The sequence below is a fragment of the Stagnihabitans tardus genome, assembly GCF_009925085.1.
In the GTDB taxonomy this organism is placed as follows: Bacteria; Pseudomonadota; Alphaproteobacteria; order Rhodobacterales; family Rhodobacteraceae; genus Stagnihabitans; species Stagnihabitans tardus.
Genome location: NZ_JAABNR010000022.1, coordinates 25471 through 39379, shown reverse-complemented (window position 1 = coordinate 39379; position 13909 = coordinate 25471). Strand labels below are relative to the sequence as shown.

Genomic DNA, 13909 nt, shown 5'->3' with positions numbered 1-13909 from the left:
GACTGCGCATCAAGCGGGTGACACCGCTGCATCCTTGACGATATCCGGCCCGATGCGCGACGTCACGCCTTGTTCAAACATCGGTTGCTGGAGTATCAAGGGCAGGCCGCGCCAAGGCATCAGATGCATGCAGGCGCCAGCCTCGACCGAGCGATCATTGCCGGACGCTGATCCCAGGAACATCCATGTGAGGACCGCGAAAGATGACACAGATCCCTGCCCACCTGCTGGATATGGACGGGGTTCTGGTCCGGGGCGGGACGGCCATCGACGGCTCGGTCGAATATGTCTCGCGGCTGAAGGCTGCCGGGGTGCGGTTCATGCTGTTTACCAACAACTCGCGCTTTTCGCCCCGGGTTCATGCCGAGAAGCTTTGCGCACTGGGATTTCCGATCACCGAGGCCGATATCCACACCTCGGCGCTCGCCACGGCGCAATTCCTGGCCAGCCAGAAGCCCGGGGCCACGGTCTTTGCCGTGGGGGATGCCGGTCTCTTCGAGGCGCTGGTGTCGGATGGTTGCCGGCTGGTGGATGAGGCGCCGGATTTCGTGGTGATCGGCGAGAGCCTGCATTACGACTATGCCGCCCTGGCCCATGCCGCCCACCTGGTGATGAATGGCGCGCGGTTCATCGGCACCAACCCGGATGTCAACGGCCCGGTGGAAGGCGGCTTTCACCCCGCCTGCGGCGCGGTCTGCGCGATGATCCAGGCCTCCTCCGGCAAGGCGCCCTATTTCATCGGCAAGCCCAATCCCCTGATGATGCGCGGGGCGCTGAACCGGCTGTCGATCCGGGCGGCCAATGCGATCATGGTGGGCGACCGGATGGACACCGATGTGCTGGCGGGGCTGGAGCTGGGGTTGCAGACCGCGCTGGTCCTGACCGGCACCTCGACGCGCGAGAGCATGAAGGGCTTCCCCTTCCGCCCCAGCCATGTCGTGCCCCGCCTCTTGGACCTGGCCCCGGTGCTGGGGCTGGAGTGAGCCTCAGCCGACCAGGGTCGCGACGCGGGGCAGGTCGATGCCTCCTGCGGCAAGGTCCGTCACCACGATATCGGCCAAAGAGAAATCCTCCTCGGCCGTGTAGCTGGATTTCGTGACAACGCAGCGCAGGCCCGCCGCCTTGGCGGCGCGCAGGCCGATGTTGCTGTCCTCGACCACCACGCAGCGCGCGGGGTCCAGCCCCATCTCGTCCAGCGCCAGTTGATAGATCGCGGGGTCGGGCTTCTTGCGCTTGACCATGTCGCCCGCAAAGACCCGGACCTGCGGCGCCAGATCGGCGCCGATCAGGTGATCGACGATCCCCTGCACCGCCGCGACATTCGAGGTGGAACAGACCGCCACCCTGACCCCGCTGGAAAGCGCCGCCCTGATCAGCTCCCGGATGCCGGGCCGCGCCGCCATGGCGCCCGAGGTCACGATATCGAGGAAAAGCGCCGTCTTCACCCGGTGCATGTCCTGCAGGAAAGCGTCCCGGTCGGTGATCGCCGCAGGCCAGCCGGTCTGGTCGAAATGGTGGCGGGTCCGCTCCTTGCCGCCCGCAATCTCCAGCAATTCGCCATAGCGTTCGACCGACCATTCCGCAGCCAGCCCCAGCTGCGCAAAGGCGCGGTTGAAGGCCAGGCGGTGGCCGTCCCGCTCGGTATCGACCAGAACGCCATCGCAATCGAAGAGGATCGCCTGAAGGTCGCTCATGCCGCCCCCTTTCCGCCCAGCGAGAAAAGCGACAGGAAGGGCCGCAGGCTGTCGCGCATCGTCTTGTGCTGCGCCTCCAGATAGACCAGGGGCTCGCCGGGGCGCCTGTCGCGGGCATAGACCGCGCCAAAGCCCTCGATGAAGTCGCGCTTGTGCATGGTGGAGAGGTTCACCTTGGCGCAGCCCCGCCAAATGCAGTTGCGGAACTGGTCGTCCGTCAGCCCCGTCCCGCCATGCAGCGCGATGGGCAGGCCGGTGGCCTTGGCGATGCGGTCCAGAAGGTCATAGGCGATCTTGGGCTCGCCCTTGTAAAAGCCATGGGCCGTGCCGATGGCCGGGGCAAAGACGCCCATCCTGGGCATGGCGCGGGCGAATTCGAGGCATTCGTCGAAATTGGCCAGCATCTCCTCGCCGTCCTTGACGACCTTGTCATCCTCGACCCCGCCAATGGCGCCGATCTCGCATTCCAGGTCGACTCCGGCGGCCTGGGTAAAGTCATAGATCGCGGTCGAGCGCGCCAGGTTCTCGGCGAAGGGCAGCTTGGACCCGTCGAACATCACCGCCGTCCAGCCCGCGTCGATGCAGGTGCGGATCGTGGCCTCGTCGGTGCAATGGTCCAAATGCAGCGCCACGTCCTGGTCGGAGTCCTGGGCCAGGGTCTTCACCCAGCTTGCGACCGACTTGGCGCCCCAATGCTTGACCGTCTTGGTCGAGACCTGGGTGATGACCGGCACGCCCAACTCGCGGGCGCAGTCGATGACCGCGCGGGTCGAGTTGAAGTCGATGATATTGACCGCCGCCACCGCGCGGCCTTTGGCAAGCGCGCTCCGCAGCATCGGGCTCATTTGGGTCAGGGGCATGGTGTCACCTTTTCTGTGTGGTCAGAACGCGGGCAACGCGTTCCAGGATGTCGAGATAGCCGCTGGCGGTCCAGGCCGAGCGGCCGATGAAGAGCCCGTCGATCTCGGGCTGCGAGACAAGTTCGGCGCAGTTCCCGGGGTTGACGCTGCCGCCGTAGAGGATGGGCACCTGACGGCCGAGGATATCGGCGGCCAGGGCCGCGATGCTGGCATGGCGGGCCACGGCATAGTCCGTCGTGGCCGGGATGCCGTTGACGCCGATGGCCCAGATGGGCTCATAGGCGATCACCAGGTCGGCCTTGCGGGCTTCGGTGTCCAGAAAGGCGAGGGCGCCGTGCACCTGTTCGGCCAGGAAAGCATCGGCGCCCCCGGAATTGCGGGTCTCCAGGCTTTCGCCGATGCAGATCACCGGGACCAGCCCGTGACGGATGGCGGCAGCGGCCTTGCGGCCCACGGTCTCGTTGGTTTCGTTGAAGAATTCGCGCCGCTCGCTATGGCCGATCTCTACCACGTCGGCGCCGCAATCGGTCAGCATCGCGGGCGAAATCTCTCCGGTCCAGGCTCCGGCGTCGTCCCAATGCATGTTCTGCGCACCGACCCTCACATCGGTTGCCGCCAACCGCGCCTTGACCTCGCGCAGCGCCGTAAAGGGCGGCAGGATAAAGCGCACGAGGTCGGGATGGGGGGTGACCGGCTGGCGGGCCAGCGCGTCGGCAAAGGCCAGGGCCTCGGCCAGGGTCTTGTTCATCTTCCAGCTTGTGCCGACCCAGGTCTTCTTCATGCCAATCCCCCCTTGCTGTCGATATGCGGCGCCCAATAGGCCACGGATTCCGCCATCATCTGAACGACGCGGCTGTCGGTCGGCTCGCGCTCGCGGAAGGAAAGCTCAAGGCAGATCTCGTTGTCCCTGCCCCCCGCCGCCTTGACCGTCTGGATCAGCTTTTCCGGCTGGATGCGGCCATGAAGGTTGTGTTCGGCGGTAAAGGGCCAGTGGCCGCCCTTGTTCATCGAGGATTGCTTGACGTGGATGATGGGAGAGCGGTCGGGAAAGGCCGCCGCCCAGGCATAGGGATCGGTGTCGGCAGGATCGGGCGAGGTCACGTCGCCGTGGTCGATATCGACGATCATCTTCAGCGGCAGGGCAAAGTTCTGCGCCTGAAGCTCGGCGTCGATGCGGCGGCATTCGGCGATGGTATGGCCGAATTCGCGGCCCACGGACATGGGCTCCCAATAGACATAGGCCAGCCCCGCCGCCTTGGCGTGCCGCGCCACCGCATGCCAGCAGTCGGTCGCCGCCGCGATCATGGTCTGCCGCCGGGCGGGGTCGTCGTAATCGCGCTGGGTCAGGATGGCGAATTGCGAGCCGATGCTTTCGGCGCCGATATCGCCCGCCAGGTCGGCCAGGGTGCGGAACCAATCGACGTAATACTGCCGGACCTCGGGGTCGGGATGGCCGAAATGGTTCAGCCGGAAATAGGTGCTGGTCATGATCGAGGTCACAAGCACGCCATTGCGCGAGAGCGCCCGGTCGAACTCCCGCGCGATGCGGCGCAGCGTTGCGGCGGGCCAGGAGGGGTTGATGAACTCGGGCGTCAGTTGCACATGACCGCAGCCGATCTGCCCTGCGATGGTGTCGATCAGGTGATCCGGCTCGGCAAAGCGGTTCACCAGGGGGTTGGTGTTGATGGAAAGGCGCAGGTCAGGCATCGGGGTCTTCCGTGTCACGATCAGGGGAAGCCGCCGCGCCCCGGGGACGCGGCGGCCAGGGATCAGTTCCAGGACTTGATCAGCTCGTCATAAGAGATGGTCTCGCCCTGGGGCTTCTCGTTCTCCAGCTTGGCGACCGGGGAGCCGGGTTCGTCCAGCCAGATCTGCGGGTCCTTCTCTTCGTTCATGACCGGGCCAAGCTCGCCCTGAACGCCGGATTTCTCCAGACGGATCATGACCTTCTCCTGCTCGGCACAAAGCGAGTCCAAGGCCTCTTGCGGGGTCTTGGCGCCCGAAAGCGCGTCACCGATGTTCTGCCACCAGAGTTGCGACAGCTTGGGATAGTCCGGGACGTTGGTGCCCGTGGGCGACCATTGCACCCGGGCGGGCGAGCGGTAGAACTCGATCAAGCCGCCAAGCTTGGGCGCGCGGTCGGTGAAGTGCTGGCTCTGGATGGTCGACTCGCGGATGAAGGTCAGGCCGACATCCGATTTCTTCACATCCACCGTCTTCGAGACGACGAACTGCGCGTAAAGCCAGGCCGCCTGGGCGCGATCCACCGGGGTGGATTTCATCAAGGTCCAGGACCCGGCGTCCTGATAGCCGATCTTGGTGCCTTCCGACCAGTAAGCCCCGTGCGGAGACGGCGCCATGCGCCACTTGGGCGTGCCGTCCTCGTTCATCACCGGACCGGGCTTGACCATGTCGGCGGTAAAGGCGGTGTACCAGAACATCTGCTGGGCGATGTTGCCCTGGGCAGGAACCGGGCCGGCCTCGCCAAAGGTCATGCCCATGGCGGCAGGCGGCGCGTATTTCTGCAACCACTCGATGGCCTTGGTCACGGCATAGACCGCCGCCGCGTCATTCGTGGCACCGCCCCGCGCAACGCAAGAACCGACCGGCTGCGACTTCTCGTTGACGCGGATGCCCCATTCGTCGACCGGAAGGCCATTGGGCTCGCCCTTGTCGCCCATCCCCGCCATCGACATCCAGGCGTCGGTATAGCGCCAGCCCTGGGAGACGTCCTTCTTGCCGTAGTCCATGTTGCCATAGACATCCGTGGCCGGGCCTCCGGCATAGGACATGTCGCGGCCGGTGAAGAACTCCGCGATGTCCTCATAGGCCGACCAGTTGACCGGGACGCCAAGGTCATAGCCATACTTGGCCTTGAAATCGTCCTTGGTTTTCTGATCGTTGAACCAGTCGTAGCGGAACCAGTAGAGGTTCGCGAACTGCTGGTCGGGCAGCTGGTAGAGCTTGCCATCCGGCCCCGTGGTGAAGGAGGTCCCGATGAAGTCGGCGATATCGAGGCCCGGGTTGGTGACGGCTGCACCCTCACCGGCCATCCAGTCGGTCAGGTTGCGGGCCTGCTGATAGCGCCAGTGGGTGCCGATCAGGTCGCTGTCGTTGATATAGGCGTCATAGATGTTTTCGCCCGACTGCATCTGGGTTTGCAGCTTTTCGACCACATCGCCTTCGCCGATCAGGTCATGGGTGACCTTGATGCCGGTAATGGCCTCGAAAGCCGGGGCCAGGACCTTGGATTCGTATTCATGGGTGCCGATGGTCTCCGACACGACCTTGATCTCCATGCCCGCATAGGGCTTGGCGGCGTCGATGAACCACTGCATCTCTTTTTCCTGGTCGGCGCGGCTGAGCGTCGACATGTCGCCGATTTCGGCGTCCAGGAAAGCCTTGGCGGCGTCCATGTCAGCCCAGGCGGCACTGCCCGCCAGGGCCACCAAAGCCGCAGACAAGGCCGTTCTGCAAAGCAGGTATTTCATAGTCTCCTCCCTTGGGTTCGAAGCGGTTCATCGACAATCCCGGGCCCCGCCTCGCCCAGCCCGGGATTTTTCGTTCAGACGAAACGGAAGACGCCGATCGCCCAAATCAGGGATGGCAGCAAACCCTGCCACTGCGGCTGGCCGGAAAACCCAAGCCAGGCGATGTTGAGGAAGGCCGCGCCGAGAAGCGTGATGAAGAGCCGGTCGCCGCGGGTCGTCCTGATGCCCAGCACCCCCCGGCGCGGCGTTTCGGGGAAGCGCAGGGCCAGGAAGGTGAAGGTCAAGAGCGTGGCCGCGATCAGCCAGAAGAACAGCGCCACCGGGAAGGACCAGGCCATCCAGCCGCCCTCGACCAGTTGCCCCGTCCAGTCCCTCTGGCCATCCTCGATGGGCACGAGTGAGGCGAACCAGGCCAGGATCAGGACCATGACCCCGATGGTCAGCGCGTAAAGAGCCGTCCAGCGCGATGCGGGCATCACACCCTCCCCAGGGCAAAGCCCTTGGCTATGTAGTTGCGGACAAACCAGATCACCAAGGCGCCCGGGATGATGGTCAGCACCCCCGCCGCCGCCAGCGTCCCATACTCCAGCCCGATGGCCGAAGAGGTCCGCGTCATCGCCACCCCCACCGTGCGCACGCTGGTTCCGGTCAGGGTGCGCGACAAGAGCAGCTCGACCGACGAGAACATGAAGCAGAAGAAGGCCGTCACCCCGATCCCCGCCGAGATCAGCGGCACGAAGATGCGCAGGAAGAACTTCCAGAACGGATAGCCATCGACAAAGGCGGTCTCGTCGATCTCCTTGGGCACGCCGCGCATGAAGCCTTCCAGGATCCAGACGGCGAGGGGCACGTTGAAGAGGCAATGGGCCAGGGCGACGGCGATATGCGTGTCGAAGAGCCCCACCGAGGAGTAAAGCTGGAAGAAGGGCAGCGCGAAGACCGCCGGAGGCGCCATGCGGTTCGACAAGAGCCAGAAGAACAGGTGCTTGTCGCCCATGAAACTGTAGCGCGAGAAGGCATAGGCCGCAGGCAGGGCCACGGTGATCGAGATGGCGACGTTGATGGCCACATAGATCAGCGTGTTGACATAGCCCATGTACCAGGTCGGATCGGTGAAGATCAGCGTGTAATTGTCCCAGGTGAAATCCTCGGGGACCAGGGTGATGAAGTTCAAGATCTCGGTGTTGGTCTTGAAGCTCATGTTCACCAGCCAGTAGATCGGCACCATGAGGAACAAGAGGTAGACGGCCAGGGTCACTCGCGCGGTGACCGTCCAGCCGGTGCCCTTGCCTTCAAGGTGACGCTGGCGGGCGGCCAGGGTAAGATTGGGGCTCGGGCGGGTCATTGGGTGCCTCCTTCGACGTCCATGGCCGTCATGACGGTGTAGAAAACCCAGCTCATCAGCAGCACGACGAGGAAATACATCAGCGAGAAGGCCGCCGCCGGGCCGAGGTCGAACTGGCCAAGCGCCGTCTTCACCAGGTCGATGGAGAGGAAGGTCGTGGCCTGCCCCGGCCCGCCCCCGGTGACGACGAAGGGCTCGGTGTAGATCATGAAACTGTCCATGAAGCGCAGAAGGACCGCGATCAGCAGGACGCCTTTCAGCTTGGGCAGTTCGATGAAGCGGAAGATCGCCCAGCGGCTGGCCTGGTCGATGCGCCCGGCCTGGTAATAGGCCTCGGGGATGGCCTGCAGCCCGGCATAGGCCAGAAGCACGACGAGGGAGGTCCAGTGCCAGACATCCATCATCACGACGACGATCCAGGCCGAAAGTGGGTCGCGGCCAATGTTGAAATCGGCCCAGAAACTGGTGATGACGACGCCCAGGAGGCCAATGTCGCCGCGCGCGAAGACCTGCCAGATCGTGCCGACCACGTTCCACGGAATGACCAGCGGCATGGCCAGGAGCACCAGGACGAGGCTCGCCCAGAAGCCGCGCTTGGGCAGGGTCAGGGCGATGGCGATGCCGAGCGGGATCTCGATCAAGAGCACGATCGCCGAGAACAGGAACTGCCGCCAGAGCGCGCCCCGGATGCGATCGGAGTCTATGACCTCCTTGAACCAGTCGAAACCGTTCCAGAAGAACTCGTTCTCGCCGAAACTGTCGTTGAAGGCATAGTTGACCACGGTCATCAGCGGGATGACCGCCGAGAAGGCCACCAGCAGGAAAACCGGAAGCACCAAAAGCCAGGCGCCGTTGTTCTGGACCTTTCTCATGCGCTTGCTCCTTCGACGGGGTCGCGGCGCCAGCCGTCGACAAAGACGCCGATCTCGGCGGGGTCAAAGACGGCGTGGGTGGCGCCCTCGGCCAGGGTGTCCTCCTCGGACAGGATCGCGTTCACCGCGACCCCGCCATGGCGGGCGCGCAAGACGACGTGGCGGCCGACATCCTCGATGCGCAGGATATCCACCGGGATGCCGCCCGAAGCGGCGATGCGGGTGAACTCGGGTCGGATGCCGATTTGCACGCGGCCCTCGGGGCGGCCATAGTCGGCGGCCAGGGGGATGACATGGGGGCCGATGCGGGCTTGGCGGCCGTCCACCTCGGCCTCGAAGAGGTTCATCCCCGGCGAGCCGATGAAATAGCCGACAAAGGTGTGCTGCGGCTTGCGGAACAGCTCTTCGGGCGTGCCAAGCTGGGCGATGCGGCCTTCGAACATCACCGCGACCTTGTCGGCAAAGGTCAGGGCCTCGGTCTGATCATGGGTCACATAGATCATCGTATGGCCGAACTCCTGGTGCAGGCGGCGCAACTGGGTGCGCAGCTCCCATTTCATCTGGGGGTCGATCACGGTCAGAGGCTCGTCAAAGAGGATGGCGTTGACGTCCTCGCGCACCATGCCGCGCCCAAGGCTGATCTTTTGCTTGGCATCCGCCGTCAGGCCGCGCGCCTTGCGGTCCAGCTCGGCCTCCATGCCGATGACCTTGGCGATCTGCTGCACCCGGTTGCGGATACGGGTCGGGTCCATGCCCCGGTTGCGCAGGGGAAAGGCCAGGTTCTGGCGCACGGTCATCGTGTCGTAGACCACGGGGAACTGAAAGACCTGGGCGATGTTGCGCTCTGCCGTCGGGCATTCGGTCACATCGGTGTCGCCAAAGATCACCCGTCCCTGGCTGGGCGCCCGAAGGCCCGAGATGATGTTCAAAAGCGTGGTTTTGCCGCAGCCCGAGGCGCCGAGCAGGGCATAGGCCCCGCCGTCCTCCCATTCGACATTCATCGGCTTCAGGGCAAAGTCGCGGTCGTCGCGCGGATAGGTCATGTAGGTATGGGCGAGGTTGTCCAGTCGAATGCGTGCCATCTTGTCCCCCTCAGTTCCGCATCGCGTAGGCTGCCGTGGCGCAGAGCCCGCCTTCGGGGCCGAACAGGTAGCAATGGGCCGGGTCCAGCCAGACCGACATGAGGCTCTCGGGGGCCAGGTCATGCACGCCATGCACGACGCCCACCCAGCGATCGGCCCCGTGCTCCAGGTGCAGGAAGGTCTCCGACCCGGTGATCTCGGTCACGATCAGCCGGCAGGTGAAGGCCACGGCCCCGGCGCGGTGCTGGTGCAGCTCCAGGTGGGCGGCGCGGAACCCGGCCTGGTAAGGGCCATCCGGCAAGGCCGCCATGGGCGCGGTCGTGGCAAAGCTCTGCCCCTCACCAAAGACGATGCGGTTGCCGCGCTTTTCCACCTGCCAGAAGTTGAAGGGCGGGTCCGAAAAGACCCTGGCCGTCGTCACATCCACCGGGTTGCGATAGACCTGGGTCGAGCGTCCGAATTGCGTCACCCTGCCCTGCCACATCGTCGCCGTGTTGCCGTTCAGCAAAAGCGCCTCTTCCGGCTCGGTCGTGGCATAGACAAAGATCGCGCCGGATTGCTCGAAGATGCGCGGCATCTCTTCGCGCAACTCCTCGCGCAGCTTGTAATCGAGGTTGGCGAGCGGCTCGTCCAGAAGGACAAGGCCCGCCTCCTTGACCAGGGCCCGCGCCAGGGCGCAGCGCTGTTGCTGGCCGCCCGAGAGGTTCTGCGGGCGGCGATCCAGAAGCGGGGTCAGCTTCATGAGCTCGGCCACGGCGCGGGTCTTGCGGTCGATCTCGGCGGCGGGGCGGCCCTTGATGCGCAAGGGGGAGGCGATGTTGTCATAGACCGTCATCGCCGGGTAGTTGATGAACTGCTGATAGACCATGGCCACATCGCGCGATTGCACGCGGTCGCCGTTGACCCTTTTCCCGTTCCAGCGGATCTCGCCCCGGGTCGGCACATCCAGCCCCGCCATGACCCGCATCAGCGAGGTCTTGCCCGCCAGTGTCGGCCCCAGAAGCACGTTCAACGTCCCCCTCTCCAGCACCAGGTCGGTGCGAGACAGGAAGGTCTGCCCATCCAGCACCAGTTCAATTCCATCCAGCTCAAGCATCTTGGGCGGGCCTTTCTTCTTCAGGAGCGATGCCCAGCTGGACCAACAGCGAGACGAACTGGCGGTAGGCCGCGTATTTGGTGTCCAGGACGCTCAGCCGCCTTGGGTCGGGGGTGCGGCTTGGCCCCTGGCGGACCATCCTCGCGATGGCCGTCTTCATGTCGGGCGCAAGGCCCAGGGCCACGGCGGAACATAGCGCCGCGCCCTTTATGCCCAGCTCGTTGCCTTCGGTCAGCTCGACCGGCAGCCGCAGCCCATCGGCGAACATCTGCGACCAGAGCGGGCTTTTCGCAGCACCTCCGGCCAGGCGGATCACACCCACCTGCGCCGACTGCCGCCCGGACAGAAGGTAATCCATGTCAGAGCGATGCGAGAAGACGACGCCCTCGAAGACCGCCCGCAGGATATCGGCCATGCCGCTGTCGGCGCGCAGCCCGACCAGGCCCGCAGGCGCGCCCTCCGGCCCACCAAAGATGAAGGGCGCAAAGAGGATGTCATTGGGCTGCCCCAGGGTCGCGGCGATCTTGTCGTGGATCAGGTCGTAAAGACTGCGGCCCTGGGCCTCGGCCTCGGCGATCTCGGCGGCCAGCATGGTGCGGCGCAGCCATTCCAGGTTGCTGGCCGAGGTCGGGGTCGCCATGGTCGCCATGACCAGCCCATCCACCGGATAGGGGGTCTGGATCGTGGGCAGCGGGTCGAGGCAGGGTTCTTGGTGCAGGGTGGAATGGATGGCAAAGGTGCCCGCCACCGCCGCCAGCTGATCCGTCCGGGTCACCCCCGTGGCCAAGGCGCAGCCCACCACGTCATAGACGCCGCGCACGACCGGGGTCCCGGCGGCAAGGCCAGTCTGGGCGGCGGCCTTGTCGCTGACCTGGCCCACGACCTCGGTGCAGGGGCCCAGGGGGGGCAGTTTCTCGGCCCAATGCGCGATCCCGGCCAGTTGGAGCACCTCCAGGGAATAGCCCCCCCGCGCCACGGACAAGAGGCCCGCGCAGCCCGCATCACTCGAATCGGTCGAGATATCGCCACACAGACGCAGGCGCAGGAAATCCTTGCAGCCCAGCACGTGACGCGTGCGGGCGGCCACCTCGGGCTCGTTGCGGTCGATCCAGGCCATCAGGCCCAGAGTCTGCCCGCCCCAGGTCTGCTGACCGATGGCAGAGCGCAGCTTCGCGCCGGTGCCGGTCCGGTTCCATTCGGCCAGAAGCGGCAAAGTCCTTGTATCGGTTGACACGATGCCATTGCGGGTGGGCAAGCCCTGTGCATCGACGAAATAGCCGCCGCCGCCATAGCCGGTCGGCGCAACGGCCAAGATGTCACCCGGGGCCACACCCGTCCGCTCCAGGAGCGTGCGGATCGAGGTGCAGGCCGCGCGCCACATCGCCTCGGCATCCCGCTCGGTCCAGCCGGGGTGCGGCAAGAGCATGACATTGGGCGCCAATTCGACAGCAAACTCGTTGCCGTCGGTATCGACAAGGGCGACCTTGGTCATGGTTCCCCCCGCATCAATTCCAAGAAAATATCCGGCCACCGCGAGTCCCCTCCCAAGGCTTGGCGATTCTCGTCTTGTTGGGGTCCGCGCCTCCCTAAGCCCGACCCGTTGCCAACCCTAGCCATGTGGCCGAGTAAGTCAACGCACATGTAAGAAAATTTTTTGCCGCTAACAGCCTTTTATTGCAGGGCTTTGCCGCTTGTCTTTTTGACAATCACGCAAGTCGTTACCATACTGCAAAAAATCTTTACTCAGATTCCACGACGGAAGGATCCATCGCCATGCACACACGGGACGCGGCCATTCGCAGACTTCGGGCGCTTTCGGACGCCGCGTCCCCCATCCTGATCGTCGGCGGGGGAATCAACGGCATCGGGCTCTTGCGCGACCTGGCGCGGATGGGGATTCCCGCCGTCCTGGTCGAAAAGGGCGACTTCGCCTCGGGCACCAGCGCCGCCTCGTCGCGGCTGATCCATGGCGGCCTGCGCTACCTGGAGACCGGGGAGTTCGCCCTGGTCCGCGAATCCGTCATCGAGCGCAATGCGCTGCTGAAGAACGCCGCGCACCTGGTGCGGCCCCAGCCGGTCCTGGTGCCGGCCTATAGTCTCTTTGGCGGGCTCTTCGCGGCGGCCCTGCGCTTCATGAAGCTGAAAAAGACGCCGGGGCCCAAGGGGATCGTGCCGATCAAGATCGGGCTGAGCTTCTTTGACCGCTTCGGGCGCGGCAATGGCACCATGCCGGGCCACAGGCTTCACGCGGGGCGCAAGCGGATGCCGGGCCTGTCGCGCAAGGTCAAGGCGATGGCCGAATATTACGACACTCGGCTGGTCCATCCCGAATGGCTGGCGCTGGAGCTGATCGAGGATGCCGAGGCCGATTGCCCCGAGACCCTGGCGGTGAACCACGTGGAGGTCACGGCGACCGAAGGCGGAAAGGTGACCCTGACCGACCGGCTGGGCGGCGGCACCTTCCACCTGGCGCCTCGGCTGGTGATCAACTGCGCCGGGGTCTGGGTCGACAAGGTGAATGCCGCGCTGGGGCTTTCCACCGCCTATATGGGCGGCACGCTGGGCTCGCATCTTGTGCTGGACCGGCCAGACCTGGTCTCCGAGCTGAAGGGCGCGATGCTTTACTTCGAGACCGCCGATTACCGGGCCTGCCTGATCTATGCCATCGACGCCCGGCATATCCTGATGGGCACCACCGACATCCGCGCCTCGGACCCGGAGAACGCGGTCTGCTCGGAGGCCGAGATCGACTATATCTTCAAGGTCACCGAAGAGCTTCTGCCCGGGGCGAAATTCCGCCGCGAGGATATCTCTTACACCTATGCCGGGATCAGGCCGCTTCCGGCCTCTGGCAGCGCGGTGACAGGGGCGATCAGCCGCGACCACAGCTTTCACCACCTGCCGCCCGAGGGCGCGCGGCCCTTCGACATGCTGGTCCTGGTCGGTGGCAAATGGACGACCTTCCGCGCCTGTGCCGAGCAACTGGGCGACCGGGTGCTGAAGATCCTGGGGCAAAGCCGCAGCGTCAGCACGCTGGACCTGGCCATCGGCGGCGGGCGCGGCATGACCGAGCCGGGCGCCGCCGAGCGGCTCTGCGCCGCGTTGCAGGCCGAGGGCCATGCGCCAGACACGGCGCTGTGCCTGGTTGACCGCTACGGCAGCCGCGCGACCGAGGTCGCTGGCACGGTGCTGCGGGACCCCGTCTGGATTTCCGGGACGGCCTATACAAGGGGCGAAATCCGCTGGCTGGCCGAAGTCGGGCGCATCGCCCGGCTGCAAGACATGGTGATGCGCCGCACCAGGCTGCCCTTTGACGGTGCCCTGACGCGCCAGGCCCTGGCCGAGATCGCCGCGATCTGTGGCGAGGTCCTGGGCTGGGACGCCGCCCGACAAGCGTCCGAGGTCGAAGAGGTCGCGGCGCTCTTGCGCGCGCGCCATCTCACCTTGGTGCCATGAAAAGGGCGGCCCC

The 13909-nt window shown here is 65.3% G+C and carries 14 protein-coding genes; 2 read left to right on the top strand and 12 right to left on the bottom strand.

The features are described from left to right. Positions 1 to 9: 9 nt before the first annotated feature. Positions 10 to 183, bottom strand: a complete 174-nt coding sequence (locus tag GV832_RS17680) for a hypothetical protein (RefSeq protein WP_168776209.1) — start codon at positions 181 to 183, stop codon at positions 10 to 12. A gap of 20 nt (positions 184 to 203) precedes the next feature. Here GV832_RS17680 and GV832_RS17675 point away from each other — a divergent pair, with 20 nt between their 5' ends. Further along, complete coding sequence (locus GV832_RS17675; RefSeq protein ID WP_168776208.1) at positions 204 to 983, top strand: HAD-IIA family hydrolase; 780 nt, start codon at positions 204 to 206, stop codon at positions 981 to 983. Between the two features lie 3 nt (positions 984 to 986). Here the strand turns inward: GV832_RS17675 and GV832_RS17670 are convergent, their stop codons facing one another. From GV832_RS17670 to GV832_RS22565, 11 genes are all read right to left on the bottom strand, one after another. Continuing rightward, a complete protein-coding gene (locus GV832_RS17670; protein ID WP_168776207.1) occupies positions 987 to 1694 on the bottom strand; it encodes an HAD-IA family hydrolase in 708 nt (235 codons plus the stop codon). Continuing rightward, entirely contained in the window at positions 1691 to 2554 is an 864-nt protein-coding gene (locus tag GV832_RS17665) for a class II fructose-bisphosphate aldolase (protein ID WP_168776206.1), read from the bottom strand. The genes GV832_RS17670 and GV832_RS17665 overlap by 4 nt, the downstream gene beginning before the upstream one ends. 4 nt (positions 2555 to 2558) lie before the next feature. Next, positions 2559 to 3335: a triose-phosphate isomerase gene (locus GV832_RS17660; protein WP_168776205.1), complete on the bottom strand. Its 777-nt coding sequence runs from the start codon at positions 3333 to 3335 to the stop codon at positions 2559 to 2561. Continuing rightward, a complete protein-coding gene (locus tag GV832_RS17655) occupies positions 3332 to 4261 on the bottom strand; it encodes a sugar phosphate isomerase/epimerase family protein (RefSeq protein WP_168776204.1) in 930 nt (309 codons plus the stop codon). The genes GV832_RS17660 and GV832_RS17655 overlap by 4 nt, the downstream gene beginning before the upstream one ends. Before the next feature lie 62 nt (positions 4262 to 4323). Next, on the bottom strand, positions 4324 to 5970 hold the full coding sequence (locus GV832_RS17650) for an ABC transporter substrate-binding protein (RefSeq protein ID WP_435531772.1): 1647 nt from the start codon (positions 5968 to 5970) through the stop codon (positions 4324 to 4326). A 149-nt stretch (positions 5971 to 6119) separates the two neighbouring features. Next, the gene (locus GV832_RS17645; protein ID WP_168776203.1) at positions 6120 to 6521 is read right to left on the bottom strand and encodes a DUF2160 domain-containing protein; all 402 of its coding nucleotides are present in this window, start codon (positions 6519 to 6521) and stop codon (positions 6120 to 6122) included. Then, positions 6521 to 7273 (bottom strand): carbohydrate ABC transporter permease, encoded by a 753-nt coding sequence (locus GV832_RS17640; RefSeq protein WP_227754510.1) that lies wholly within the window; start codon positions 7271 to 7273, stop codon positions 6521 to 6523. The genes GV832_RS17645 and GV832_RS17640 overlap by 1 nt, the downstream gene beginning before the upstream one ends. Positions 7274 to 7386: 113 nt before the next feature. Then, on the bottom strand, positions 7387 to 8262 hold the full coding sequence (locus tag GV832_RS17635; RefSeq protein ID WP_168776201.1) for a carbohydrate ABC transporter permease: 876 nt from the start codon (positions 8260 to 8262) through the stop codon (positions 7387 to 7389). Further along, positions 8259 to 9344 (bottom strand): ABC transporter ATP-binding protein, encoded by a 1086-nt coding sequence (locus tag GV832_RS17630; RefSeq protein WP_168776200.1) that lies wholly within the window; start codon positions 9342 to 9344, stop codon positions 8259 to 8261. Before GV832_RS17630 ends, GV832_RS17635 begins: the two co-directional genes overlap by 4 nt. 10 nt (positions 9345 to 9354) lie before the next feature. Beyond that, positions 9355 to 10440 (bottom strand): ABC transporter ATP-binding protein, encoded by a 1086-nt coding sequence (locus GV832_RS17625; protein ID WP_168776199.1) that lies wholly within the window; start codon positions 10438 to 10440, stop codon positions 9355 to 9357. Continuing rightward, positions 10433 to 11971, bottom strand: a complete 1539-nt coding sequence (locus GV832_RS22565) for an FGGY-family carbohydrate kinase (protein WP_354001979.1) — start codon at positions 11969 to 11971, stop codon at positions 10433 to 10435. The genes GV832_RS17625 and GV832_RS22565 overlap by 8 nt, the downstream gene beginning before the upstream one ends. A gap of 242 nt (positions 11972 to 12213) precedes the next feature. Here GV832_RS22565 and GV832_RS17615 point away from each other — a divergent pair, with 242 nt between their 5' ends. Beyond that, positions 12214 to 13896 (top strand): glycerol-3-phosphate dehydrogenase/oxidase, encoded by a 1683-nt coding sequence (locus GV832_RS17615; RefSeq protein WP_168776197.1) that lies wholly within the window; start codon positions 12214 to 12216, stop codon positions 13894 to 13896. Positions 13897 to 13909 lie beyond the last annotated feature (13 nt).